Source organism: Nonomuraea sp. NPDC003727, assembly GCF_053586935.1.
In genome coordinates this window covers 17,154-41,098 of the sequence record NZ_JBSFNE010000017.1, presented here as the reverse complement: position 1 = coordinate 41,098, position 23,945 = coordinate 17,154, and the positions used below count along the sequence as shown (strand labels likewise).

Below are 23,945 nucleotides of genomic sequence, written 5' to 3'. Positions count from 1 at the left end.
GCATGGGACGCATGTTGCGACCCACGACAGAGCAAGGAGCAGTTCCCTTGAAGCGCATCCTCCTCCCCGCCGGTGGCGCCATCCTCGCCACCGGTCTGCTGGCCGCCGGCCTGGCTGGTACCGCTCACGCCGCCCCCGACGTCGCCAGCGACCCGATGGCGAAGAACGCCGCGGCCGCCAAGTCGATCGCCGAGTACTGGGCCGCCTCCAACGGTGCTGCTCTCCGGGCGGCCAAGGAGTCGAACGTCTGGGACAGCAAGGATGTCGCCAAGCTGAAGTCGACCGGCGGTTACAACGCCGACACCAAGCCGGGTGTCGTCGCGCCGATCGGCGAAGAGAAGAAGACCGCGACCAAGTCGCAGAACGTCAACATGCCGAAGACCATCGGCAAGGTCTTCTTCGTCAACTCCAAGGGCGAGCCCCGCTGGTGCTCGGCCACCTCGATCCAGTCGCGCTACCGCAACCTGGTCTCCACGGCCGGTCACTGCGTGTACGACACGGCCGGCAACTCCGACGTCATGTCCAAGTGGGTCTTCGTCCCCGGCTACTACCAGGGCAAGGCTCCGTTCGGCATCTACGTCGGCAAGCAGGCCTTCACGCACTACGACTTCGACGTCTACGAGGACTACGACCGCGACTACGCGTTCGTCACCGTCTACAACGGCATCAACCTCAGCAGCTCGGCTCCGGCGAAGGTCACCAAGAGCGAGTTCGAGAAGCACTCCGGTCCCAAGTGGGTCGACGAGAAGGACATCACCAAGGACGAGTACGTCGCGGGTGTCGAGAAGTACGGCATCAACGGCCCGTTCCAGTCCAAGGCCCTCGACCCGCAGGTCGAGACGGTCGCCAAGCCCGATGATGTCTCCTCGAAGAACATCGAGGACTACATCCTGGGCAAGGGCCCGACCAAGGGTGTCCAGCTCACCGGTGTCGAGGTCGTCAAGTCGGTCTACGAGAACGCGACCACCGGCTGGGACAACAACGCCAAGTTCGAGCGGCTGAGCGTCAAGCTGCCGATCAGCAAGGAAGAGTACGAGAAGCTGCTGGCCGACAAGGCCGACGGCAAGTTCCTCGGCGAGCTCAGCACCACCCAGGACAAGAACGGCCAGGCCACCGCCTGGTACAAGCAGCAGTTCTTCGTCAAGAAGTGGGTCAAGACCACCGAGCGGATCCGCTACTGGGTCGAGACCTACTACGTCCAGGACGTGAAGGCTGCTGACGCTGGTCGTCTCGGCGACAACGTCGGCGGTCAGGGCTTCGCCTACAACCAGCCCACCGGCAAGTACGTCCGCGTCTTCGGCTACCCGGCCGGGGCGCACCCCGACGGTCACAAGAACTTCACCGGCATCACGCCCAAGTGGTGCTACGGCAAGACCACGGCCAAGACCGTCGGTTCGGCCGCCAAGAAGATCGAGGAGCACGTGGCACTGAAGTGCTCCATGACCGAGGGCGCCGACGGTGGCCCCTGGCTGCTCAAGTACAGCAACGCCAAGCGCCTCGGCTACGTGAACGGTGTCACCAGCACCTTCAACGACCAGGACGGCAACGACCGCGTCGACTACATCTCCAGCCCCTACTTCGACGGTGAGACCGCCTCCGTCTACAAGGCCGCTGCGAACGTGTGGTCCGGCAAGATTTTCTAACGGCGTCGCCGTAAGACCGAGCTGAGGGCTGGTTCCGCGGCTCACCGAGCAATGCCAGAGGGGCCCGACATCCGTCGGGCCCCTCTGTGTTGGCGCCTGGTTCGGAGGTGTGATCGAAATTTGCTGGCCCCTTCGACGCACCGGAGCCCGAATCGGTGCCATCGGATCAATGTGATGTACGTCACATCAACCACTAACTCACCGTGACGACCGAGCAGCAACCTCATCAGTCACACTAACAACATCCTTATGATGATCTGCGGAAACGATCCCCAAACCCCCGCAGACACCGCGTGTGCGCTTCAGCCTCTTAAACATCACAGAACGATCACGCCCGACTTGTGCGCTCTTTTCCCGCCAAAGCGGCTACCGGATTCCAAGATCGGCACTGTATGTTCCTGGCTATCCCTTTACTGACGCATGGGACGCAAGAGGCGTTCCACGACAGCGCAAGGAGTTACCTTGAAGCGCATCCTCCTCCCGGCTGGTGGGGCCATCCTGGCCACCGGTCTGCTGGCCGCCGGCCTCGCCGGCACCGCCTCGGCCACGCCCGTCCCCAACGACGAGTACCTGGCCAAGAGCGCTCAGCAGGTCTCGGACATCATCAACTTCTGGACGAAGTCCGACAACGCTGCTCTCAAGGCGGCCACGGCCTACCACTGGGACTACAAGGAAGTTAAGAAGCTCGTCTCCAAGGGCGGCTACACCGCCGACACCAAGCCGGGTGTCGTCGCGCCCATCGGCGAGGAGAAGAAGGTCGCGGCCAAGGTTCACAACGTGAACGTGCCGAAGACCCTCGGCAAGGTCTTCTTCGAGACCCGTGACGGCAAGCTGCAGTGGTGCTCCGGCACCTCGATCCAGTCCAACTACAAGAACCTGGTTGCGACTGCTGGTCACTGCGTCTACGACCTGGCCGCCAACAACGAGGTCGTGTCCCGCTGGGTCTTCGTCCCCGGTTACTACCAGGGCAAGGCTCCGTACGGCATCTACGTCGGCAAGCAGGCGTTCACGCACTACGACTTCGACGTCTACGAGGACTTCGACCGCGACTACGCGTTCGTCACCGTCTACAACGGCATTGGCGGCGGTGCGGCCGCGAAGGCCCAGGTCAGCAAGGGCGAGTACGACAAGCACGTCGGCCCCAAGTGGACCGAGCGCAAGTACTTCGACATCACTGACTCGAAGCAGAAGGCTGAGTGGGAGGCGGGCCGCGACAAGTTCGGCCCCAACGGCCCGTTCCAGTCCGAGGTTGCCGACGCCGACAAGGTCGAGCACGTTGCTCGCCCGAGCAGCGTCGACACCAAGGCCGAGTTCGAGGCCTACACCGACGCTGACGGCAGCAACGGCATCAAGGCTGTCAAGGTCTCCGTGACCGAGTCGGCCCACACCGCCGCCAAGGGCAGCGGTGTCGCCACCGGCACCAAGGGTGAGGACTTCGACAACGGCTCGAAGTGGGAGTCGAAGACCGAGGCGATCTCCAAGGAGACCTACGACCGTCTGCTCGCCGAGAAGGCCAGCGGCAAGTTCGACGGCAAGCTCGAGGAAGTCAAGAACGGTGACACCGTTGTTGGCTGGAAGAAGACCGAGTACTGGACGATCCTCTGGGTGAAGTCCACCGCGAAGGTCCTCTACTTCGCCGAGAGCTACTTCGTCCAGGACTACAAGTTCGTCGACAACGGCCGCCTCGGCGACGTCGTCGGTGGCCAGGGCTTCGCGTACAACCAGCCCACCGGCCAGGTCGTCCGCACCTGGGGTTACCCCTACGCTGAGCACCCCGACGGCTCCAAGCCGTACACCGGTGTGACGCCGAAGTGGTGCTACGGCAAGACCAGCGCCAAGCTCCAGGGCTCGGCCGCCAAGAAGATCGAGGAGCACCTGGCGCTGAAGTGCCCGGTGACCCCCGGTTACGACGGTGGCCCCTGGCTGCTCAAGTACAGCAACGCCAAGCGCCTCGGTTACGTGAACGGTGTCACCAGCACCTTCAACGACCAGGACGGCAACGACCGCGTGGACTACATCTCCAGCCCGTACTTCGACGGTGAGACCGCGACTGTCTACAAGGCTGCCGCGAACACCGCCTCGGGCCCGATGTTCCCGTTCCCGAAGCCGTAACACGCTTGACGTGAGCTCGGGGGTCCAAACCTCAGCTCGCCTGCTTCACCCGAAGGGCTCGGCTTCTGCCGGGCCCTTCGGCCTTTTCCTGGGTCTGAAGTGCTTCGGGTCCGGAGCAAACACTCAGACGGATTCCCTTACGGGAGTGATCACCGGGTCGATAGGGTCTCAACACCCCTTTTGTTAACTCTGTGGAGCCTCCCGTTGAAGCGCCTGCTCATCCCCCTCGCGGCCGCCGGTCTGGCCGGCGCCGCCCTCGCCGCTCCGGCCGCCGCCGCGCCGCACTGGGTCATCGACCCGCTGGCCCCCAAGCCCGCCGACGCCTACAGCACCGCCCTGTTCTGGCTGGACGCCAACGGCGCCGCGCTCAAGAAGGCCACCCAGTTCCACTGGGACAGCAAGGACGTCGCCAAGCTCGTCAGGGTCAGCGCGGACAAGCCCGATGACGGCAAGCCCGGCATCGTCGCCCCCATCGGCGCCGCGACCACCGGCGGCAAGGTGAAGAACGTCAACCTGCCGAAGACGATCGGCAAGGTCTTCTTCGTCGACCGCAAGGGCGACTACCGCTGGTGCTCGGCCACCTCGATCCAGTCCAGGCACCGCAACCTGGTCGCGACCGCGGGCCACTGCGTGTACGAGCAGGGCCATGACGTGTTCGCCAAGTGGGTCTTCGTCCCCGGCTACCACCAGGGCAAGGCGCCCTACGGCGTCTTCTCCGGCGCCTACGCCTTCACCACCTACGACCTCGACACCTACGACGACTACGACGGCGACTTCGCCTTCGTCGCCGTCCACAACGGCTTCGAGCTGACCGGGAGCCGCGAGGTCACCAAGGGCGAGTTCTCCTCGTGGGCCGGCGACAAGTGGACCAAGCACGAGGAGATCAAGGAAGACGAATACAAGACCGGTTTCGACAAGTACGGCGCGGCCGGGCCGTACTGGTCGAAGGACTTCGACGTCACCCCTGAGAAGGTCGGTCACGACTACACGGGCGAGAAGATCCTCACCAAGGTCGAGGTGACCAAGAAGCAGTACGAGGACGCCGCCATCGGCACCGCGGCCAACGTGAACGGCGAGCAGTACGAGAAGGTCGGCCCCACGGCGATCAGCAAGGAGAAGTACCAGGAGCTGAGCAAGCTCAAGGCCGACGGCAAGTTCCTCGGCCAGCTCGACGCCGATGTCAGCAACGGTGCCGAGATCGCCTGGTACGAGACCCACTACTACGTCAAGCAGTGGGTGAAGGCGGGCAAGACGGTCCGCTACTTCCGCGACCACTACTACGTCGGCGTCGCCAAGGACACCGGCAAGCTCGGTGACGCCGTGGGTGGTCAGGGCATGGCGTGGAACCAGCCGCTGAACCAGCCCGTCTTCGCCTTCGGCTACCCCGGCGACGAGCACCCCGACGGCAGCAAGCCGTACACCGGCGTCACCCCCAAGTACTGCTACGGCAAGACCGGCACGAAGTCCTACCAGATCAACACGGTCAGGGCGGAGACGCACCAGGTTCTCAAGTGCTCGATGACCGGCGGCGCGGACGGCGGTCCGTGGCTGCTGAAGTACAGCAACAGCAAGCGCCTCGGCTACGTCAACGGCGTGACCAGCGTGTTCATCGACCAGGACGGCAACGACCGGGTCGACATGATCAGTTCGCCGCTCTTCGACGGTGAGACCGCGGACGTCTACAACAAGGCGCAGTACGCGGAGACCAAGAGCATCATCGGCCCCAAGGGCGAGATGCTGAGCTGAGACCTCCGGGACGGCGGGCCCGGCTCGGAAAGGAACGAGCCGGCCCGCCGCACCGGCGCCGGGCTCCACGACGACCCAGTCCTGGAGGGCCGGCCCCAGCGAGCCGGACCCAGCGAGGGCCCGGACCCCGGGAACCGGGCCCAGAGAGCCGACCCCAGGAGAGCGGCCGGGCCCTGAGAGCCGACCCCAGAGGAGGGCCGGGCCCTGAGAGCCGGACGCAGAGGGCCGACCCCTGTGAGGGCCGGGACTCAGACGGCCCAGCCCTAGAAGGAGCTCAGTTCCGCGACCCGCTCGTTCAGCGTGACGACCGACGGCTCCGACCGGTACGGCTCCAGCCGCCGGCGAAGGTCCAGCGCGTACGAGCGCGTCCGTACCGACTGCAGTTCGCCGGCCAGCCCCAGCGCCTCCGTCGCCGTCGTGCACGCCTCCTCCAGCTCGCCGCACTGCAGCAGCCCGGCCGACAGCAGCGAGAGGTTGAACATCCGCCCGCGCACGTACCGCCCGTCCATGTCCAGCGATCGGCGCGCGTACTGGACGGTCCGCGCCCCTTCCCCCAGATCCCGGTAGCAGTGGGCGAACTTGGCCGCCAGGTAGGCCTCGTCGAAGTACGCCAGCCAGGCCGGCTCCTCCCCCGGCGTCCGCCGGTCGAAGGCGCGCGAGGCCGCGGCGAGTGAGGCGGCGCACGACCGCTTGTCGCCGAGCCCGGCGTGCGCGTGGGCCTCGAGGACGTGGCAGGAGGACATGAGCGTGTGGATGCCGGAGCGCAGCGCGGACTGCTGGGCGGCACGGGACAGGTCGAGGGCGTGGGCGGGCTGGCCCATGTAGAGGGCCTGGTGGCTCATCCCGGCCAGGATCTCGCCGCCGAGGCCGTCGTCGTCGGCGCCGCGGGCCATGCGGAGGGCCTGGATGAGGTAGCGCTGGGCGAGGCCGTGCTGTTCGAGGTCGTAGGCCATCCAGCCGGCCAGCCTGGTCAGTTCGGCGGCGGCGGAGGCCAGGCGCTTGCCGGTGCTCTCGCCGTACGAGCCGTCGCGCAGCAGCGGGGTGACCGCGGTGTCGAGGTACTTGACCACCGCCGAGCGGACCCTGCCGCCGCCGAACCTGTTGTCGAGCTCGCCGAAGGACCGGGTGACCTCGTGGATGGCGGAGATGTCGGCCGTTCCGACCCTGCGCCCGCCGGCCGCCGAGGGATGGCCTTCGGGCGGGAAGGTCAGCCAGCGGATGGCGCCGACCGCGCCCGCCGCGATCGCGAAGGTCGAGTCGACGAGGAACTTGCGCCGTTCGACGTCGGCCCGCCACAGAGCCGTCGCGGTCGCGACCCCCTCCTGCCACGTGTGCGTGAACTCCTGCCCGAGGTGGAGGGGTGTCGTGATGGCCGGCATGCCGAGGTCCTCCGGCGTGACCGGGCGGCCGAGGCGCAACGCGAAGATCTCCGCCAGCAGGCCGGGGACGGGGTCGCGTGGCCGTTGCCCGCCGATCCAGCGAAGGACGGAGCTGTGGTCGTATTTCAGTCCGGGCGTGCCGCGGGCCGCCCCCACATCGTTGAGCCTGCGGGCGAGCCCTTTGTGGGAGAAGCCCGCTTCGGCGATGAGCGCCTTGAGCAGCCGGTTGGCCTCACGTTCCATGGGCCCCCCTCGGCGGAGAGTCACACACGTCATTACAGAGCGCTCTAGTAGTAGCACGGAACGTAACGCCAATATCGCCGTTCCCAAAAGGAACAGCAAACTTTCTTGGGAGTAAACCCACGTGACAAGCCCCCGGCGCCGGGCGCCGGGGGCTTGGCTGCCGTCAGAGCCTGGCCACGCCGTCCTCACGCGCCTGGGCGGCCACGGCCGCGATGACGGCCGGAGCGACCCGCGGGTCGAACGGGCTGGGGATGACGTAGTTCTCCCGCAGCGCGTCGCCGACCACGTCCGCGAGCGCCGCGGCCGCCGCCACCTTCATGTTCTCCGTGATGGTGGTCGCGCGGACGTCCAGTGCGCCCCTGAACACCCCGGGGAAGGCGAGCACGTTGTTGATCTGGTTGGGGAAGTCGGAGCGCCCGGTCGCCACCACCCGCGCGTGGCGGCCGGCGACCGACGGGTGCACCTCGGGCGTCGGGTTGGACAGCGCGAACACGATGGAGTCGGCCGCCATGGAGGCGATGGCCTCCTCCGACACCGTCGAGCCCGACAGGCCGACGAACACGTCCGCGCCGGCCAGGGCCTCCTCGGTCGAGCCGGTGCGGCCGGCCTTGTTGGTGTCGGCCGCCAGGGCCTGCTTGAAGGGGTTCAGGTGGGAACGGCCCGCGTAGATCAGGCCCCGGGAGTCGGACACCGCGATGTCGCCGATGCCCGCGTTGAGCAGCATGCGCGTGACGGCGACGCCGGAGGCGCCGGCACCGGCCACGACGGCGCGCAGCGCGCTCAGCGGACGGCCCGTCAGCCGGGCGGCGTTCTGGAGCGCGGCCGTGACGACGATGGCCGTGCCGTGCTGGTCGTCGTGGAAGACCGGGATGTCGAGCATGGCGCGCAGCCGCTCCTCGACCTCGAAGCAGCGAGGGGCGCTGATGTCCTCGAGGTTGATGCCGCCGAAGGACGGCGCGAGCCTGGCGACGGTCTCGACGAGGGCGTCGACCGAGGTGCAGTCGAGGCAGATGGGCACCGCGTCGACCCCGCCGAACTCCTTGAACAGCAGCGCCTTGCCCTCCATGACGGGCATGGCGGCCGCGGGCCCGATGTCGCCGAGCCCGAGGACGGCGGTGCCGTCGGAGACGACCGCGACGACGTTGGACACCCAGGTGTAGTCCATGGCGAGCTCGGGGGACTCGGCGATGGCCGTGCAGACCTTGGCCACCCCCGGCGTGTAGGCGAGGGACAGGTCGTCCGCGTCGCGGACGGGGATGGTGGAGCGGACCTCGAGCTTGCCCCCGCGGTGCAGGGCGAAAGCCGGATCCAGGTCGAGGGATTCGAGAGATGCAGAAGCGGGCGTGACAGCCACAGCGACCCCAGTAGTCATCGGAATGGACACGAACCAGACGCCGCACGAGAGGTGTGAAGCAGCAGGCGTCTTCGTGAGGGGGTACGGGGGTCACCCGTTTTTTGATTCTGCCACATACTGAGACGCGCGCATGTGTAAGGAGTGTTAACAGGTTGGATCTGACCTCATACGCGGAGTTGGCCGTCCTTCTGGTCAACGGCGAGCTTCCTGATGAGAACGGCCTGCGCGAGGAGCTCACGTCCGTCTTCGCGCTCGCCGACGCGGGGAAGCACGAGGAGGCGGTCGGGCTGCTCAACGCTTTGCTCGCGCGGCACCCCGTCCATCCGCACATCTCCGCCCACGACGGGCAGGGCTGGCATCTCCACCTGGCGGAGGGCGGCCTGGTGATGGGTCTGGCCGCCGTCGTGACCGACCTGGGCGTCGACCGGCTGGGCGTGTGCAGGGCGGCGCGGTGCGCGAACGTGTTCGTCGACACCTCGTCCAACCGTTCGCGCCGCTACTGCTCCGAGCGCTGCGCCAGCAGGGCGAACGTGGCCGCCTATCGCGCCCGCCGCAGGAACGCCCCCTGACCCACCCGAGGGGCCGCCTACCGAGCGCGGCGCAGGAACGCCCCTGCCCCGAGGGGCCGCCTACCGAGCGCGGCGCAGGAGCGGCCAGTAGCGGAGGACGACGCGGCCCACGATGTCGTCGACGGGGCCGAAGTCCCAGCTGTCCTTGCGTCCCGAGGCGCGCTGGTTGTCGCTCTCCAGCCACCACCCGTCCGCGCCACGCCACTGGGCCCGTTTGACGATCAGCTGTGACGGGTCTCCGGGCAACCTGGCGACGACCAGGTCGCCGGGGTGCACGGCGGCGCCGCGCCGTACCAGCAGCCAGTCTCCGGGCCGGAGCGCCGGCCGCATGGAGTCTCCTTCGACACGCACCCTCATGGGCTGGTGATCTCCCTACGCGATGGAATCCTCCCGTGCGTCAACGTAGCCGCCCGGACTGCCCGGCGTCATCGCGGGAGTGCTACCGATTCCGCTACGACGAGACGCCGGAAGGGCGATCGGTGAGGGGCCTTTTCGCTCACCGGCGCGTGCAGAGCGGCCCCTGATACAAGGGCGATCGGGCAGACCCGAGTAAGGTCAGTAACCGGACCAAGCTGATACAGCATCAAGGAAGGACTTTCTGATGCTCGCACGACTGATGCGACCCAAGCACGTCGCTTCGGCGCACTGCGATCTCCCTTGCGGCGTCTACGACCCTGCCCAGGCCCGTATCGAGGCCGAGTCGGTCAAGGCGATCATGGAGAAGTACGCGGCCAACGAGGACCCGGTCTTCCGCGCTCGCGCCCTCACCATCAAGGAGGAGCGCGCCGAGCTCGTCAAGCACCACCTGTGGGTCCTGTGGACCGACTACTTCAAGCCCCCGCACCTGGAGACCTACCCGCAGCTGCACCAGCTGTTCTGGGAGGCCACCAAGCTCGCCGGCGCCGCCGGCGGCAAGGGCACGGTCGACGTGGACAAGGCCGACGAGCTCCTCGGCAAGATCGACGAGATCGCCAAGATCTTCTGGGAGACGAAGGCGGCCTGAACAGCGCCGAAGGGCCCCGCACCTGCGGGGCCTTTTTCGTTGGTTGGCGCGTCTGAGGACACCAATCGCCTCCAGGTGGCGGTAAGTTGCAGAGAGCGTCCTATACGCGAGGAGGAACGTGACCGAGGACACCGAGGCGCGCGTGATCCGTGATGTGGTGAGCGTCAGGCTGCCCGCCGCGAGCGCGTACTTGTCCGTGCTGCGCACGGCCACTGCCGGCCTGGCCGCACGGCTTGACTTCACGCTCGACGAGATCGAGGACCTGCGCATCGCCGTCGACGAGGCCTGCGCCATGTTGCTGAACGAGGCCGTGCCTGGCACCGACCTGACGGCCGAATTCGAGCTGACCGGGCAGGAGATGCAGGTCAGAGTAGAGGTCGCGACCGTGGGCAGCTCGGCGCCGAAGCGCGATGACTTCGCGTGGATGGTGCTGACCGCCCTGGCCGACGACGTCGACGCGGTGACCGATTCCCCCGACCGTATGGCGATCGTCCTGCGTAAGCGCCGAGGCGCGGCGAGGCCGGCGTGACGGAAAGGACTGGAGCCATGGCCGCCAGCGACCACGCCGTGCCCGACAGGGTGCGCGCCCGCATGCTCTTCGCCGAGCTGGCCGAGCTGGGCCCCGACGATCCGCGCCGGCAGCGCATCAGGGACGAGCTGGTCGAGCTTCATCTCCCCCTGGTGGAATACCTGGCCCGTCGCTTCCGCAACAGGGGCGAGTGGCTCGACGACCTGACCCAGGTCGCCACCATCGGCCTGATCAAGTCGATCGACAGGTTCGATCTGGCGCGCGGGGTGGAGTTCTCCACGTACGCGACCCCGACGATCGTCGGCGAGATCAAGCGTCACTTCCGCGACAAGGGCTGGGCGGTGCGGGTGCCGCGCCGGCTCCAGGAGCTCAAGCTGTCGCTGACCAAGGCGATAAGCGAGCTGTCGCAGCGGGAGGGGCGCGCGCCGACGGTGGCCGAGCTGGCCGCCTACCTGAAGATGACCGAGGAGGAGGTGCTCGAGGGCCTGGAGTCGGCCAACGCCTACTCCACCGTCTCGCTCGACGCCCCCGACTCGGGCGACGACGACGCGCCGGCGGTGTCCGACTCTCTGGGCATCGTGGACGAGTCGCTCGAGGGCGTCGAGTACCGCGAGTCGCTCAAGCCGTTGCTGGAGCGGCTGCCCCCGCGTGAGAAGCGCATCCTGCTGCTGCGGTTCTTCGGCAACATGACGCAGTCGCAGATCGCCACCGAGCTCGGGATCTCGCAGATGCACGTCTCGCGCCTGCTGGCACGCACGCTCGCGCAGCTGCGCGAGGGCCTGACGGCCGAAGACTAGTCGCCGTACAACGCCTTCGTGGTCGGCGGCGCGAGCAGCGTGGCCAGTCCCGCGATGGCGACGACCAGCAGCGGTACGCCGATGGCGGGCTGGCCCGACTGGATCACCGTCACCGACACGGGGATCATGAAGATCTGGGTCAGCACGCCGGGCGCCCGCCCCCAGCGCTCGGCCCTGAGCAGTCCGCCCCATGCCACCCAGATCAGCCCGGCGCCGATGAGCAGCCCGAAGGCGGCCTCGGCGACGCCCGCGAGGGTCTCGGTCGCCTGGCCCGTGAGCGTGCCGACCGCCGCGTAGACCCCGAGCCCGAGCGCCACCAGCCCTTCGAGCGCCACGATCACGGCCGCCACCACCAAACTCCAAGGGCGCATGGTTCTGTTTCTCTCCGTACGGCAAGCGGGGTCAAGGCCAAGGCGGTCACCGGTGACCGGCCGTCTTCCACGCTACTCCAGCAGGACTTCGGCCGGCCGCCGTCACGTCGGCCCGCGGGCCGGAACGGGCCCGACCCATCATCCCGTCCTGGTCCGCCGGTCTCCCAACCGGCCACCCGACGACCCCCCGAAAGCCCATCAAAGCGATATGTAGCCCACTCATTGCCCTTATCCGGACAAGACGGACATCGATCATTGGCTACGCTGGCCGTATGCGCGCGATGCTCCTGGTCAACCCCAAGGCCACGACGACGAACCACCGCACGCGTGACGTGCTCATCCGCGCGCTCGGCGCGGCCGTCGACCTGACCGTCGAGGAGACCGGGTATCGAGGCCACGCCGCCGCGCTGGCCGGCACCGCGCACGCCAAGGGCTACGACGCCGTCGCGGTGCTCGGCGGCGACGGCACGGTCAACGAGGCGGTCAACGGCCTGCTCGAGGGCGAGGGTCACGACCAGGCCGAGCGCCCGTCGCTCATGGTGATCCCGGGAGGCAGCGCCAACGTCTTCGCCCGCGCGCTCGGCCTGCCCAACGACCCGGTCGAGGCCACCGGCGCGGTCCTGGAGGCACTGCGGGAGGGACGCCGGAGGTCGGTGGGTTTGGGCCAGGCCCTCTGGGAGGACGAGAGCCGCTACTTCACCTTCTGCTCGGGGCTCGGCTACGACGCCGAGGTGGTGCGCGCGGTCGAGGGCCTGCGCGGGGCGGGCCGCAAGGCGACCCCCGCACGCTACGTGATCACCGCGCTGCGCCACTACCTGTCCACGGACAAGCGGCATCCCGCGATGACCGTCAAGGGCCCGGGCATCCCGACCGCCGAGGGCGTCTTCATGGCGATCATCTGCAACACCTCGCCGTGGACCTACGTCGGTCCCCGCCCGGTCTCGCCGACGCCGTGGGCGAGTTTCGAAACCGGGATCGACCTGCTGGGACTCCAGCGGATGGGGCTGCCGTCGGTGGTCGGGATCATCCACCAGATCCTCACGGAACGTGACAGCCTTCCGCACGGCAGGCACCTGGTCCAGCTCCACGACGAGCCGGAGTTCACGATCTCCGCGGAGCGTCCTGTCGCCTTCCAGCTCGATGGTGACTACCTGGGGGAACGCGAGTCCGTAACGTTCCGGTCTATCCCGAACGCATTACACGTGCTGGTCTAGCTGGTTACATTCGGTCATTGTGTGATGCATCCGACATCCATATCCCCCAAAACTTCGCCCCAAACCTCTTGCGTGCACTCTGCGTGGCTGGAAGTCTCAGCAGTAGTCGGAACGTAGGACCTTTAACCCACCCAAGGGTCCTACCCCGAGAGCGGCGCGACCTCCCCCGGGTCCCACCAGGATTCGGGTAAAGGTTCGCGCTAGTTAGTGAAAGTCTTCACAAAGTAGACCGCACGGAGTCGGCGATCGGCGGACTCCATCTACGAAGGAGTGGACGCATGGACTGGCGCCACCGAGCTGCCTGCCGTGACGTGGACCCCGAGCTGTTCTTCCCGATCGGCAACACGGGCCCGGCCCTGATGCAGATCGAGGAGGCCAAGCAGGTGTGCCGTTCCTGCTCGGCCGTCGACGCCTGCCTGAAGTGGGCCCTGGAATCCGGACAGGACGCCGGTGTGTGGGGCGGCCTCAGCGAGGACGAGCGCCGCGCCCTCAAGCGCCGCACCGCCCGCGCCCGCGCTCGCGCGTCCGCCTGACCTTCGAACCACCCGTCTCCCCTGACGCCTGGCGCGTGAGACTTTCCCGCCAGGCCTGCGGCCCCGAGGGGTCGCGGTATCCGAGACCCGAGTCCGCGCCCCGCACGACGGGCGCGGACTGAGGTCCTTCCTGGCCCGGTGCCCTCCGGAGGGCGAGCGCACCGCGCCCCGCGAGTGTGCCCGAGCGCCCGGAGTCCCCAGCAACGCCCTGGCGGGAGCACGAACCCGCAGTCTCCAGCAACGCCCCGGCCGGAGCGCGAACCCGCACTCTCCCGCGACGCCACAGGCCGGAGCCCGACCACCCGCAGCCTCCCGCGACGAGACCCCGGCAGGTGCACGGCCGCCCGCAGCCTCCCGCGACGAGACCCCCGAGTTGGCGCACGACCGCCGGGATGCCGGGCAGCCGACGTCACGAGGACGGCAGCGGGATCGACAGCGTGACCTCGGTCCCCCCGCCCTGACGCGGTTCGATCGCCAGCTTGCCCGACAGCTCCCCCTCCACCAGGGTCCGCACGATCTGCAGGCCGAGGCTGGTCGAGCTGTCCAGGTCGAAGTCCTCCGGCAGCCCCGTGCCGTCGTCCCACACCACGACGTGCAGCCGCTCGCCCCCTGCCGACACGACCACCTGCAGCCGCCGGGGCCGGCCGTGCTGGAGGGCGTTCTGGAGCAGCTCGGTCAGCGCCATCGCCAGCGGCGTGGCGATGAGCGAGGGCAGCACCCCGAAGGTGCCGACCCTGCGCGGTGTCACCGCCGCCTCGGCGGCCGACACCTCGCCGGCCATCGCGATGACCCTGTCGGCGATCTCGTCGAAGTCGACGAACTCCTCAGGCGCCATCGACAGCGTCTCGTGGACGATGGCGATCGAGCCGACCCGCCGTACCGCCTCCTCCAGCGCCTCGCGGCCCTCGGGGAGCTGCAGGCGGCGCGCCTGCAGGCGCAGCAGCGCCGCGACGGTCTGCAGGTTGTTCTTGACGCGGTGGTGGATCTCGCGGATCGTCGCGTCCTTGGTCATGAGCTCGCGCTCGCGCCGCCGCAGCTCGGTGACGTCGCGGATGAGCACCAGGGCGCCGATGCGGCCGCCGCCGACGATCAGCGGGATGGCCCGCAGCTGGACGATCGTGCCGCCCGATTCGACCTCGGTCTCCTTGGCCGCGCGACCACTGGCCACGATCATCAGGTCTTCGTTGATCGGCTCGTCGCTGTAGCACAGCGCCGCCGTCAGCCGGCCGAGCTCGGCGCCCACCAGGTCGGCGTGCAGGCCCAGGCGGCGGTAGGCCGACAGCGCGTTCGGCGAGGCGTAGGTGACCCGGCCCGCGCGGTCGAGCCGCAGCAGGCCGTCGCCGACGCGGGGGGAACGGACGAGGATCGGCTCCTCGCCGGAGAACGGGAAGCGGCCCTCCGCCACCATCTGGGCCAGGTCGGAGGCGCTCTGCAGGTAGGTGAGCTCCAGGCGCGAAGGGGTGCGGGCCGACGACAGGTTCGTGGAGCGCTGGATCACGCCGAGGAAGCGGCCCTCGCCGCCGGGCATGGCCCGCCGTACCGGGATGGTCTCCTCGCGGACCGGCACGCCGGTGGACCAGTCGGGGTCGCCCTCGCGGCAGATGCGCCGCTCGTTCCACGCGGTGTCGATCAGGCCGCGCTCGCCCTTGGCCACGATGGTGCCGACGATGTCGTCGTGGTAGACCGTGGGGCCGGTGGTCGGCCGCATCTGCGCGATGGCGATCCAGCCGCTGTCGCCGAGCGGCTGGCCCGGCTCGTCCGCGCGCGCCTCACCGGAGCCCGCGCGCCCTTCACCGGAGCCCGCGCGCGCCTCACCGGAGCCCGCGCGGTCGAGCAGCGGGGCCCACAGGATGAGGTCGGCGAACGACAGGTCGGCGAGCAGCTGCCAGTCGGAGACCAGCGAGTGCAGCCAGTCGAGGTCCGCCGCGTCGAGAGCGGTGTGGCGGACGACGAGGTCGCTGAGAGTCGGCACGAGTGCATCATGCGTGCTTTCGGCCACAACAACCAACTCGCCCCGGGCAAAGTGCAGTTGGTGCTGTTTCGGGGCATCTCACATTGTGAGAACCATCACACCGCGGAGCCCAGGAAAGTGTTCGAGGCCTTGATCCGGCGTGCCACAGCAGAGGCGGTTGTCACCGCACGCTTGGCCACGGATATCCTTCACAATCAGCCCGAGCTGCCCATACGTGCGCGTGCGAAGGCCGAACTGTTCCGGGTGCCCGCAAGCCCCTCTTGCTTGTGGTTGACCACTCGGGCCAATCTGAGTTCCGATGATCTCGCGGTGATCAGACACGCCCTCACCGCCGTGGCTGGAGTGAAGGTGAGCGCGTGACAGAAGAGTCCCCTCGCGTACCCAAGTACTACGACGTCAAACGGAGTCTGCTGGAGCTCACCAAGAGCCTCACGCCGGGCAGTTCGCTGCCGCCCGAGCGGACGCTGGCCGTGCGCTTCGAGACCTCCCGCACGACGGTCCGCCAGGCGCTGACCGAGCTGGTGGTGGAAGGCAGGCTGGTACGCATCCAGGGCAAGGGCACCTTCGTCGCCCAGCCGAAGGTGGCCCAGGTGCTGCAGCTCACCTCCTACATCGGCGACCTGCGCACCGCGGGGTTGGAACCGGACACGAAGATCCTGGACATCAGCTACATCACCGCCGACGAGGCGCTGGCCAGGCGGCTGGCGATCAACCCGGGCGGCCGGGTGCTGCGCATCCACCGGCTCCGCCTGGCCAACGGCGAACCGGTCTCCATCGACACCACCCACCTGTCGGCGCGCCGCTTCCCCCGGCTGCGGCGGGAGCTCGAGGTGCACTCGTCGCTGTACGAGACGCTGCACAACGCCTACAACGTGCGGCTGACAGACGCCGAGGAGGTCATCGAGACCGTCCTGGCGACGCCGTACGACGCGCAGATGCTGGGCGTCGACGTGGGCCTGCCGATGCTGCTGCTGACCAGGCACGCCTTCGACGCCGACGGCAACCCGGTGGAGTGGGCCCAGTCCCTCTACCGCGGCGACCGCTACAAGTTCGTCACCCGCCTGCGCCGCCCCTGAAAGGCGAGGTCTCTCCTCCGGCCCTCCCCGGGGGCTCCCGCCCCCTCTCGGCGCCCCGGCACGTGGGCGAGGTGGGACCGGCGCCTCAGGTCGCCTCGCCGTGCGGTGGGGCGGCGATGGTGCTCGCGGGCGTGCGGAAGGCCGCGCGGGCAGACCGCGACCTGGCCTGTCATGCGTGGCGCCGGTCGCCGGAGTGGGGCCGCGATCAGCATGTCGTGGATCTCGGCCCGGGGTGCGGTGGCGAGGGTGTCCGATGCCGCTGTCGCGGACGGGCCCCCTCGCCCTAGGACCTAGCAGGCCGCCTCCGGCAGCCAGCAGACCTTGCCCGCCATCTCCCTGGCGTCCTTCAGCAGCGTCCCGAACTCCTTCATGGGCAGCGAGGGAGTCGGCCACGCCGTCTCGGTGTAGACCATGACCGCCGCGCCCCTGCGGACCGCGACCTGCCTGAGCCCGCCCTCCCAGTACCTGGCCCCCACCCTGATGGCCTCGTCGCCGAGCTTGAGCGGCTTGCTGTAGTAGGTGATCCGCTCGATGCCGGCGCCCCGCGAGGCGCACGTCTTCAGCTCGGCGCGCATCGCGTCCATGGCCGCGCGGGCGCCCGCCTCGTCCCGGTAGAGCGCCAGCTGCTCGCCGCCGAGGTCGATCTCCTGCTGCCGGTAGATCGTCCTGGCCGCCACGCGCCCCTTCTCGACGCCCCCGCGCCTGTTCCAGTAGCTGTCGTGGCAGGCGTCGACCATGAGCGGCATCGAGGGCCGGTCCGACACCTCCCAGATGTCCCAGCCGCTCGACCGGTTCTCCCACAGCAGGAAGTCCTTCGGCAGCGTCGCCCCCGTGCTTCCCAGCAGCATGCTCGCGGCGGTCATGACCGCCGCCCCCGTCATCATCCCCATGCCTGGTAGACGCGGGGGTCACGACGGAAGTTCGCGACCAACAGGTATCAGGACCGTCACCCGGGAAACGGGCGGCGATGGCTAGATTGGGGCGATGCGAGAGATCGACACCAGCGTGCCGCACTCGGCCAGGATCTGGAACTACTGGCTCGGCGGCAAGGACAACTACGAGGTCGACAGGGCCGCCGGCGACGAGTTCCTGAAGATCTTCCCTGGCATGGCGGCGGGCGCCCGGGCGTCACGGGCGTTCCTGGGGCGGACGATCACCTGGCTGGCGGCCGAGGCCGGGATCCGGCAGTTCCTCGACATCGGCACCGGATTGCCCACCGCGGACAACACCCATCAGATCGCCCAGCGCATCGCGCCCGAGTCCCGCGTCGTCTACGTCGACAACGACCCGCTCGTCCTGGCCCACGCCCGCGCGTTGCTGACCGGCACGCCGGAGGGCGCCACCGACTACATCGACGCCGACGTACGCGACCCCGACACGATCCTCACGGGCGCCGCCAAGACGCTCGACTTCGGCACGCCGATCGCGCTCAACCTGAGCGGGATCATGGGTCACGTGGTCGACGACGAGGCGGCGCTGTCCATCGTCCGCAGGCTGCTCGACGCCCTTCCCTCCGGCAGCTATCTGGCGCTCAACGACGGCAGCAACGTGCACAGCGCGGCCAACAGGCAGGCCCACCAGCAGTACAACGAGAGCGGGGCGCTGCCGTACATCCAGCGCAGTCCCGAGCAGATCGCCCGGTTCTTCGACGGGCTGGAGCTGGTGGAGCCGGGGCTGGTGTCGGTGTCGAGGTGGCGTCCGGAGGGGATCACGCCGCCGGAGGTCGACGGATACGGCGCGGTCGGTCGTAAGCCCTGACCCAAGGGGCTGTTGTGGAACCTGTTTGGAACGGTGAGCGGCTGGTAGGTTCCCGGCCATGGAGTCTGCGAAGCACGCCGGCGACGCCGCAGTCGCCGTCGCCAAGGCCTACGGCATCGAGACCATGTTCACCCTGTCCGGCGGGCACGTCTTCCCCCTCTACGACGGCGCCGTGCACGAGGAGATGCGCATCCTCGACGTCCGACACGAGCAGAGCGCCGTGTTCGCCGCCGAGGCGACGGCCAGGCTGACCAGGAAGCCCGGCCTCGCCGTCCTGACCGCGGGGCCCGGCATCACCAACGGCGTCAGCGGCGTCGCCACCGCGCACTTCAACGGTTCGCCCGTCGTGGTCATGGGCGGCCGGGCGCCGCAGTCGCGCTGGGGCAGCGGGGCGCTGCAGGAGATGGACCATCCTCCGCTGCTCGAGCCGATCACCAAGCTGTCCTTCACCGCCACCGCGGCCGACTCGATCGGCCAGGACGTCGAGCTCGCCTTCCGCACGGCCATCGCCCCGCACCGGGGGCCGGTGTTCATCGACTTCTTCATGGACCACCTGTTCTCGCCCTCGCCCATGCACCAGGCCGAGACCCAGACGCCCTCCCCGCTCGAGCCCGATCCTGACGCGATCGCCCGCGTCGCGGCCCTGCTGGCCGAGGCCGAACGCCCCGTGGTGGTGCTCGGCTCCGACGTGTGGATGGACCGCGCCGAGGAGGCCGCCCGCGACTTCGTGGAGGCGTGGCGGCTGCCCGTCATCCCCAACGGCCAGGGCCGCGGCATCCTGCCCGCGGGGCACGAGCTGCTGGTCACCCGCGCCCGCGGGCTGGCCTTCGGCCAGGCCGACCTGGTGGTCGTGATCGGCACGCCGCTCGACTTCCGCCTCGGCTACGGCTGGTTCGGCGGCAAGGAGGGCGCCCCGCTGGCCCGCGTCGTCCACCTCGCCGACGCGCCGTCACAGCTGGCCACCCACATGCAGCCCGCCGCCTCGGCCGCCGGCGACCTGTCGCTGGTGTTCTGGAGCCTCGGTACGGCATGCGGCGACGCGGGCGTGAAGCCCTCGCGCTACTCCTCCTGGCTCGACACGCTCTCCCAGGCGGCCGCCAAGGCCATCGCCGGCGACGCCGACCTGCTGGCGGCCTCCGCCGACCCGATCCATCCCATGCGCATCTACGGCGAGCTGGCCAAGGTGCTCGACGACGACGCGGTCGTGATCGGCGACGGCGGCGACTTCGTCTCCTACGCGGGCAAGTACGTCGAGCCCCGCCGGCCGGGCAACTGGCTCGACCCCGGCCCCTACGGCTGCCTCGGCACGGGCCTCGGCTACTCCATCGCCGCCCGCCTGGCCCGCCCCTCCTCGCAGGTGGTGCTGCTGCTCGGCGACGGCGCCGCGGGCTTCTCGCTGATGGACGTCGACACCCTGGTCAGGCACCGGCTGCCGGTCGTCATGGTGTGCGGCAACAACGGCATGTGGGGCCTGGAGAAGCACCCCATGCAGCTGCTGTACGGCTACGACGTGGCCGCCGAGTTGCGCCCCGAGACGCGCTACGACCAGGTGGTGACCGCGCTCGGCGGCGGCGGGGAGCTGGTGACCAAGCCGTCGGAGATCGGGCCCGCGCTGCGGCGGGCGTTCGACTCCGGCGTGCCGTACCTGGTGAACATCGCCACCGACCCGCAGGTCGCCTACCCCCGCAACACCACGGGGGTCTGAACGGCTAAGGTTTGGCGCTGCCCGTCGGGGAGGGCGAGCCGCCGCTGGGCGTCGGGGACGGCGACGGCGACGGGCTGGGCGACTTGCCTGGCGGGCACTGGTCGCTCACCGTCGACACCGTCACCGTCATGCCCTTGGCCAGCGGCTTGCCGGCGGCGGGCACCTGCGCCGACACCTTCGGGCAACTCTCCGGCTCCATGACCATGACGGCCTTGACCCGGATCTTGTAGCCCGCCTTCTGCAGCTTCGCGGTGGCCTGGTCGACGAACAGGTCGACGACATCCGGCACCATCGGCTGCTTCTGATGAGTCGGCGTGGGCGAGCCGGTGGACGTGACCGTCGTCTTCCTCGTCGGCGGCTGCGTGGTGGGCGGCCTGGTGGGCTCCTCCTCGGTCGGCTCGGGCTCCTCGGACGGCTCGGGCTGGTCGGTGGGTTCGGTCGACTTCGGCGGCTTGGGCTTGATCGCCTTCGTCTTGCCGCCGACTGCGACGGGCGAGGTGACCACAGGGGCCGGCTCCGGCCCGTCCATGCCGGTGAGCGCGACGGCGCCCGCGCCGACGCCCAGCACCGCCACCGCGGCGATGCCCGCCACGAGCACGCCCCTGCCGCCGCCGGCCTTGGCGGCCCTGCGGGCGCCGCGCCGCGGGCCCTGGGTGGCGACCGTGGACTGGTCGGGCGGCGGGATGGCGCCCGTGGCCGGAGAGGGCGTGGCCGGCGCGCCCTGGTGGGCCGCCGGCAGGTCGGTCAGCGACGGCGGAGGCGGAGAGACGGGCGGCGCGGCGTGCGGCGCCCGCACGGCCTGCCGGGCCGCCGCCGCCATGGCCGCGCCGCTGGGCCAGCGTCGCGCGGGGTCCTTCGACAGCGCCCGCTCCACCACGGACCGCACCGCGGGCGGGATGTCGGCGGGCAGCGGCGGCGGCGCCTCGCGGATGTGCTTGAGCGCGATCGTGACAGGGCTGTCGCCGTCGAACGGGCGTATGCCCGCCAGGCACTCGTAGGCCACCACGCCGAGCGCGTAGATGTCGACCGCGGGCGTGACCGGCGCGCCCTCCGCCTGCTCGGGCGCGCAGTAGGCGGCGGTGCCCAGCACCATGCCGGCGTCGGTGAGCCGGTTGGCCACGTCCTGGCGGGCGATGCCGAAGTCGGTCAGGACCAGCGTGCCGTCGCGCTGCACCATCAGGTTGCCGGGCTTGACGTCGCGGTGCACGATGCCCTGGTCATGTACGGCCTGCAGCGCCCCCGCCGCCTGGGCGATGAGCTCCATGGCCTGGTCGGGCGCGATGCGCCCCAGGCGCTGCAGTAAACGGTCGAGCGGCTCGCCGTCGACGAACTTCATCACCAGGTAGACGGTCGCCCCCGCACCCGCCACCTGGTGAACCCCGTAGTCGTAGACGTCGACCACACCGGAATGGTTGATCGTCGCCATCGCCCTCGCCTCGCCCTGGAAGCGAGCGACGAATCCCGGGTCGTCCGTGCGGCCTGGAAGCAGCACCTTGACGGCGACGGTGCGGGCGAGGACGATGTCCTCTCCACGCCATACCTCACCCATGCCGCCGGCGCCGATGCGGGTGTCCAGACGATATCGCCCCGCAAGCGTCGTCCCTTGGGCCACCATGTCTCCCCCGTTACCCCCTGTCGTCTTCAACCTCTCCGACCCCAGGGTTCTCCAACAAAGCGGATTTGTATCGCGGCGAGGTAACGCAGAGGTCACGGAATTCTGAGAAGTGTACGGCTTGTACCAATACGTCACCACAAGATTGCCGCAAGCTGTACAAACCTATCCTGGTGCCTGGTGAGGCTTTCTGTCTGTCCGGTGCCCGAGATGTGATCTCAGTAGGCTGGCCGCATGACACTCGCCCCGGGTCTCCACGCGTCGCTGCTCATCATGGTCGAGAGGGAGGACCTCGCCACCAAGATCGGCAGCGGTGACGTGCCCGTGCTGGCCACCCCGAGACTGCTGGCGCTGGCGGAGATGGCGACCGTCCAGGCCGTCAGAGACCACCTCGGGGCAGGGCAGACCTCCGTCGGCACCCGGGTCGAGCTCCACCACCTGGCCGCCAGCCCCGTCGGCGCCCACGTCGAGATCGGCGCCGAACTGACCGCGGTGGACGGCAGGCGCCTGGTGTTCACGTTCACCGCCCGCGAACGCGCCCGGGTGGTGGGCACGGGCACGATCGAGCGGACGGTGGTCGACAGGGAGAAGTTCCTCGGCCGGCTCAACCCCGAAGGGACGACGTCCGGCTAGTCGATGACGGCGATCAGGTCGCCCGCCTGCACCACGTCGCCCTCGGCCACCTTCAGCCGCGTGACCACACCGTCGTCCTCGGCGAGCACCGGGATCTCCATCTTCATGGACTCGAGGATGACGAGCGTGTCGCCCTCCACGACCGTGTCGCCCTCGGTGACGACGACCTGCCACACGTTCGCCACCATCTCGGCGCGCACCTCAGCCACGCGGACTCCCCTCTTGCATGCTTGCAACTCTGTCACGGTCACCGGGCGCGCGGACGCCAGGCCGGCGTCGTGGTCGCCGCCGACGCGGGCTCAGAGCCGGTGCACAGGGGCGAGCCGGTCCACCACGCGCGCCATCGCCTCGATCACCTCGGGGTCGTACTCGCCGCCGATGCCGAGCCTGAGCCGTTCTAAAGCGGCCCCCGCCCGGTCGCGGTCGGTGGATCCGCCGACGAGGTCGTCGTAGGCGTTGGCGGCCTTGATGATACGGCTGGCCCGCGGCGGATCCTCGGCGATCGAATCGCACTGCCGCCTGACCAGATCGGCCACCCGGTCGAGCACGCCGGTCTGCCTGATCACCTCGGCGCCCAGCTCGGCGATGCGCCGGGCCTGCGCCGGATCGGTGAGCACGGTGGCCCCGCCCGGGATGGGGTCGCGCAGCGACAGCTGCCCGATGTCGTGCATCAGCGCCGCGTACTCCAGCTCCAGCAGCTCGGGCTCGGCCATGCCGAGCTCCCTGCCGATCGCCACCGCCAGCCTGCTCACCCGGCGCGAGTGGCCGGGCTCGACGTAACCGCCGACCTCGGTGACCCTCGACAGCGCCCGCACGGTCTGCAGGTAGGTGGCCCTGATGCCGGCGTACTTGCGGAAGGCCACCTGGGTGACCAGCAGGGGCGCGGCGAACACCAGCAGCGCCATGAGGTCCATGCTGTGGCAGGCGAGGGCGAGCAGCACCCCGGAGGCGGCCACGGCGGCGCCCAGCGGGAAGGCCATCCTGAGCTCGTCCCTGACGGCGACCTTGAACGCGGTGCGCACCTGCTCGGCCCTCAGCATGGCCGCGATCAGCACGTCGGCCAGGAGAGTGATCGCGATCAGCACCACCATCACCATGAGCGCGGGCCACCAGGTCTCGGTCGGCTCCTGGGTGAGGGTGTAGAGGGCGGGCGCGAGCGGCCGGAAGGCGAAGGCGAGGAGCGCGCCGGTGAGCAGCCGTCTGGCCATCGCGTCCAGCCGGGGCGGGCGGCCCACCGCCAGGTGCGGCAGCGCACCGGCGATCATCCCGACCGCGATGACCGCGACCACCTGCAGCGCGGTGTGGCCGAGCGGGACGTTGCTGAGGTCGAGCAGCAGCGTGTAGCCGAGGGCCGCGGCCGCCCCGATGGGCGCCACCTCCCTGTTGCCGGGCATCGTCAGCCTGGCGAGCTCGCCGATCGCGATGAGCGCGCCGAACCCGACCGCGATGTCGGGGCGGACCAGACCGACGGCCGCGGTGTGGGCGACGCCGGCGACGGCCACCAGACCGGCGCCCGCGATCAGCAGCAGCTGCCCCGAGTCGAGTCCCTGGAAGGCCCGGTTCATCGTGTCCCCCTCGTACGGCCCGCCGCCGCGGGCTCCCCCGGCCCCCCGGCCCCCCGGACAGCGTTGCCGGCCGTCACCGTGTCCCCCGTCATCATGTCCCGGCCTTTCCCCCAGCCGGGCCGCGGCAGGCC

23 protein-coding genes are annotated in these 23,945 nt (G+C 69.5%); 14 read left to right on the top strand and 9 right to left on the bottom strand.

The window, feature by feature from the left end:
* Nucleotides 1-47 precede the first annotated feature (47 nt).
* The 3 genes from ACWDLG_RS34930 (at nt 48) to ACWDLG_RS34920 (ending at nt 5,501) form a co-directional block, all read left to right on the top strand.
* Nucleotides 48-1,643 (top strand): trypsin-like serine peptidase, encoded by a 1,596-nt coding sequence (locus tag ACWDLG_RS34930; RefSeq protein ID WP_449928360.1) that lies wholly within the window; start codon nt 48-50, stop codon nt 1,641-1,643.
* 462 nt (nt 1,644-2,105) lie between these two features.
* Complete coding sequence (locus tag ACWDLG_RS34925; protein ID WP_449928358.1) at nt 2,106-3,755, top strand: hypothetical protein; 1,650 nt, start codon at nt 2,106-2,108, stop codon at nt 3,753-3,755.
* A gap of 204 nt (nt 3,756-3,959) precedes the next feature.
* Entirely contained in the window at nt 3,960-5,501 is a 1,542-nt protein-coding gene (locus ACWDLG_RS34920) for a hypothetical protein (protein WP_449928356.1), read from the top strand.
* 263 nt (nt 5,502-5,764) lie between these two features.
* On the opposite strand, the gene ACWDLG_RS34915 is transcribed toward ACWDLG_RS34920, so the two are convergent.
* Both ACWDLG_RS34915 and ACWDLG_RS34910 read right to left on the bottom strand, forming a co-directional pair.
* Nucleotides 5,765-7,123 (bottom strand): hypothetical protein, encoded by a 1,359-nt coding sequence (locus tag ACWDLG_RS34915; protein WP_449928354.1) that lies wholly within the window; start codon nt 7,121-7,123, stop codon nt 5,765-5,767.
* Nucleotides 7,124-7,286: 163 nt separating this feature from the next.
* On the bottom strand, nt 7,287-8,495 hold the full coding sequence (locus tag ACWDLG_RS34910; RefSeq protein ID WP_449928352.1) for an NAD(P)-dependent malic enzyme: 1,209 nt from the start codon (nt 8,493-8,495) through the stop codon (nt 7,287-7,289).
* Between the two features lie 134 nt (nt 8,496-8,629).
* Between ACWDLG_RS34910 and ACWDLG_RS34905 the strand changes: the two genes are divergently transcribed.
* Nucleotides 8,630-9,046 (top strand): CGNR zinc finger domain-containing protein, encoded by a 417-nt coding sequence (locus ACWDLG_RS34905; RefSeq protein WP_449928350.1) that lies wholly within the window; start codon nt 8,630-8,632, stop codon nt 9,044-9,046.
* Nucleotides 9,047-9,106: 60 nt separating this feature from the next.
* On the opposite strand, the gene ACWDLG_RS34900 is transcribed toward ACWDLG_RS34905, so the two are convergent.
* Nucleotides 9,107-9,403 (bottom strand): S24 family peptidase, encoded by a 297-nt coding sequence (locus tag ACWDLG_RS34900; RefSeq protein WP_354921654.1) that lies wholly within the window; start codon nt 9,401-9,403, stop codon nt 9,107-9,109.
* Between the two features lie 244 nt (nt 9,404-9,647).
* Here ACWDLG_RS34900 and sodN point away from each other — a divergent pair, with 244 nt between their 5' ends.
* From sodN to ACWDLG_RS34885, 3 genes are all read left to right on the top strand, one after another.
* Complete coding sequence (sodN, locus tag ACWDLG_RS34895) at nt 9,648-10,049, top strand: superoxide dismutase, Ni (RefSeq protein ID WP_354921657.1); 402 nt, start codon at nt 9,648-9,650, stop codon at nt 10,047-10,049.
* 118 nt (nt 10,050-10,167) lie between these two features.
* The gene (locus ACWDLG_RS34890) at nt 10,168-10,578 is read left to right on the top strand and encodes an ATP-binding protein (protein ID WP_183655876.1); all 411 of its coding nucleotides are present in this window, start codon (nt 10,168-10,170) and stop codon (nt 10,576-10,578) included.
* A gap of 17 nt (nt 10,579-10,595) precedes the next feature.
* The gene (locus ACWDLG_RS34885) at nt 10,596-11,375 is read left to right on the top strand and encodes an RNA polymerase sigma factor SigF (protein ID WP_354921660.1); all 780 of its coding nucleotides are present in this window, start codon (nt 10,596-10,598) and stop codon (nt 11,373-11,375) included.
* On the opposite strand, the gene ACWDLG_RS34880 is transcribed toward ACWDLG_RS34885, so the two are convergent.
* Complete coding sequence (locus ACWDLG_RS34880; RefSeq protein ID WP_354921663.1) at nt 11,372-11,725, bottom strand: hypothetical protein; 354 nt, start codon at nt 11,723-11,725, stop codon at nt 11,372-11,374. The two genes, ACWDLG_RS34885 and ACWDLG_RS34880, sit on opposite strands and share 4 nt — an antisense overlap.
* Before the next feature lie 293 nt (nt 11,726-12,018).
* On the opposite strand from ACWDLG_RS34880, the gene ACWDLG_RS34875 reads away from it, so the two are divergent.
* Nucleotides 12,019-12,960, top strand: coding sequence for a diacylglycerol/lipid kinase family protein (locus ACWDLG_RS34875; protein ID WP_354921666.1), 942 nt, complete (start codon nt 12,019-12,021; stop codon nt 12,958-12,960).
* Between the two features lie 278 nt (nt 12,961-13,238).
* A complete protein-coding gene (locus ACWDLG_RS34870; RefSeq protein ID WP_354921669.1) occupies nt 13,239-13,493 on the top strand; it encodes a WhiB family transcriptional regulator in 255 nt (84 codons plus the stop codon).
* Nucleotides 13,494-13,902: 409 nt separating this feature from the next.
* On the opposite strand, the gene ACWDLG_RS34865 is transcribed toward ACWDLG_RS34870, so the two are convergent.
* Nucleotides 13,903-15,465, bottom strand: coding sequence for a sensor histidine kinase (locus ACWDLG_RS34865; RefSeq protein ID WP_449928345.1), 1,563 nt, complete (start codon nt 15,463-15,465; stop codon nt 13,903-13,905).
* A gap of 9 nt (nt 15,466-15,474) precedes the next feature.
* On the opposite strand from ACWDLG_RS34865, the gene ACWDLG_RS34860 reads away from it, so the two are divergent.
* Nucleotides 15,475-15,825: a hypothetical protein gene (locus tag ACWDLG_RS34860; protein ID WP_449928343.1), complete on the top strand. Its 351-nt coding sequence runs from the start codon at nt 15,475-15,477 to the stop codon at nt 15,823-15,825.
* A complete protein-coding gene (locus ACWDLG_RS34855) occupies nt 15,822-16,541 on the top strand; it encodes a GntR family transcriptional regulator (RefSeq protein WP_354921679.1) in 720 nt (239 codons plus the stop codon). The genes ACWDLG_RS34860 and ACWDLG_RS34855 overlap by 4 nt, the downstream gene beginning before the upstream one ends.
* Nucleotides 16,542-16,831: 290 nt before the next feature.
* Here ACWDLG_RS34855 and ACWDLG_RS34850 read toward each other — a convergent pair whose 3' ends face one another.
* Entirely contained in the window at nt 16,832-17,431 is a 600-nt protein-coding gene (locus ACWDLG_RS34850; protein WP_449928341.1) for a hypothetical protein, read from the bottom strand.
* Between the two features lie 94 nt (nt 17,432-17,525).
* Here ACWDLG_RS34850 and ACWDLG_RS34845 point away from each other — a divergent pair, with 94 nt between their 5' ends.
* Both ACWDLG_RS34845 and ACWDLG_RS34840 read left to right on the top strand, forming a co-directional pair.
* Nucleotides 17,526-18,299 (top strand): SAM-dependent methyltransferase, encoded by a 774-nt coding sequence (locus ACWDLG_RS34845; RefSeq protein WP_449928339.1) that lies wholly within the window; start codon nt 17,526-17,528, stop codon nt 18,297-18,299.
* Nucleotides 18,300-18,357: 58 nt separating this feature from the next.
* The gene (locus ACWDLG_RS34840) at nt 18,358-20,004 is read left to right on the top strand and encodes an acetolactate synthase (protein ID WP_449928337.1); all 1,647 of its coding nucleotides are present in this window, start codon (nt 18,358-18,360) and stop codon (nt 20,002-20,004) included.
* A gap of 4 nt (nt 20,005-20,008) precedes the next feature.
* On the opposite strand, the gene ACWDLG_RS34835 is transcribed toward ACWDLG_RS34840, so the two are convergent.
* Nucleotides 20,009-21,619, bottom strand: a complete 1,611-nt coding sequence (locus tag ACWDLG_RS34835) for a serine/threonine-protein kinase (protein WP_449928335.1) — start codon at nt 21,617-21,619, stop codon at nt 20,009-20,011.
* Nucleotides 21,620-21,850: 231 nt separating this feature from the next.
* Here ACWDLG_RS34835 and ACWDLG_RS34830 point away from each other — a divergent pair, with 231 nt between their 5' ends.
* On the top strand, nt 21,851-22,249 hold the full coding sequence (locus ACWDLG_RS34830) for a thioesterase family protein (RefSeq protein WP_449928333.1): 399 nt from the start codon (nt 21,851-21,853) through the stop codon (nt 22,247-22,249).
* Here the strand turns inward: ACWDLG_RS34830 and ACWDLG_RS34825 are convergent.
* Both ACWDLG_RS34825 and ACWDLG_RS34820 read right to left on the bottom strand, forming a co-directional pair.
* The gene (locus ACWDLG_RS34825; protein ID WP_449928331.1) at nt 22,246-22,458 is read right to left on the bottom strand and encodes a biotin/lipoyl-binding carrier protein; all 213 of its coding nucleotides are present in this window, start codon (nt 22,456-22,458) and stop codon (nt 22,246-22,248) included. The two genes, ACWDLG_RS34830 and ACWDLG_RS34825, sit on opposite strands and share 4 nt — an antisense overlap.
* 90 nt (nt 22,459-22,548) lie before the next feature.
* A complete protein-coding gene (locus ACWDLG_RS34820) occupies nt 22,549-23,814 on the bottom strand; it encodes an HD-GYP domain-containing protein (RefSeq protein ID WP_449928329.1) in 1,266 nt (421 codons plus the stop codon).
* Between the last annotated feature and the right edge of the window lie 131 nt (nt 23,815-23,945).

Bases quoted from the DNA above. Each gene is read 5' to 3' on its own strand.
- ACWDLG_RS34840 (WP_449928337.1), top strand. From the start codon at position 18,358: ATGGAGTCTGCGAAGCACGCCGGCGACGCCGCAGTCGCCGTCGCCAAG.
- ACWDLG_RS34860 (WP_449928343.1), top strand. From the start codon at position 15,475: ATGCGTGCTTTCGGCCACAACAACCAACTCGCCCCGGGCAAAGTGCAG.
- ACWDLG_RS34820 (WP_449928329.1), bottom strand. From the start codon at position 23,814: ATGAACCGGGCCTTCCAGGGACTCGACTCGGGGCAGCTGCTGCTGATC.
- ACWDLG_RS34915 (WP_449928354.1), bottom strand. From the start codon at position 7,123: ATGGAACGTGAGGCCAACCGGCTGCTCAAGGCGCTCATCGCCGAAGCG.
- ACWDLG_RS34875 (WP_354921666.1), top strand. From the start codon at position 12,019: ATGCGCGCGATGCTCCTGGTCAACCCCAAGGCCACGACGACGAACCAC.
- ACWDLG_RS34885 (WP_354921660.1), top strand. From the start codon at position 10,596: ATGGCCGCCAGCGACCACGCCGTGCCCGACAGGGTGCGCGCCCGCATG.
- ACWDLG_RS34910 (WP_449928352.1), bottom strand. From the start codon at position 8,495: ATGACTACTGGGGTCGCTGTGGCTGTCACGCCCGCTTCTGCATCTCTC.
- ACWDLG_RS34900 (WP_354921654.1), bottom strand. From the start codon at position 9,403: ATGAGGGTGCGTGTCGAAGGAGACTCCATGCGGCCGGCGCTCCGGCCC.
- ACWDLG_RS34870 (WP_354921669.1), top strand. From the start codon at position 13,239: ATGGACTGGCGCCACCGAGCTGCCTGCCGTGACGTGGACCCCGAGCTG.
- sodN (WP_354921657.1), top strand. From the start codon at position 9,648: ATGCTCGCACGACTGATGCGACCCAAGCACGTCGCTTCGGCGCACTGC.
- ACWDLG_RS34845 (WP_449928339.1), top strand. From the start codon at position 17,526: ATGCGAGAGATCGACACCAGCGTGCCGCACTCGGCCAGGATCTGGAAC.
- ACWDLG_RS34850 (WP_449928341.1), bottom strand. From the start codon at position 17,431: ATGGGGATGATGACGGGGGCGGCGGTCATGACCGCCGCGAGCATGCTG.
- ACWDLG_RS34835 (WP_449928335.1), bottom strand. From the start codon at position 21,619: ATGGTGGCCCAAGGGACGACGCTTGCGGGGCGATATCGTCTGGACACC.
- ACWDLG_RS34830 (WP_449928333.1), top strand. From the start codon at position 21,851: ATGACACTCGCCCCGGGTCTCCACGCGTCGCTGCTCATCATGGTCGAG.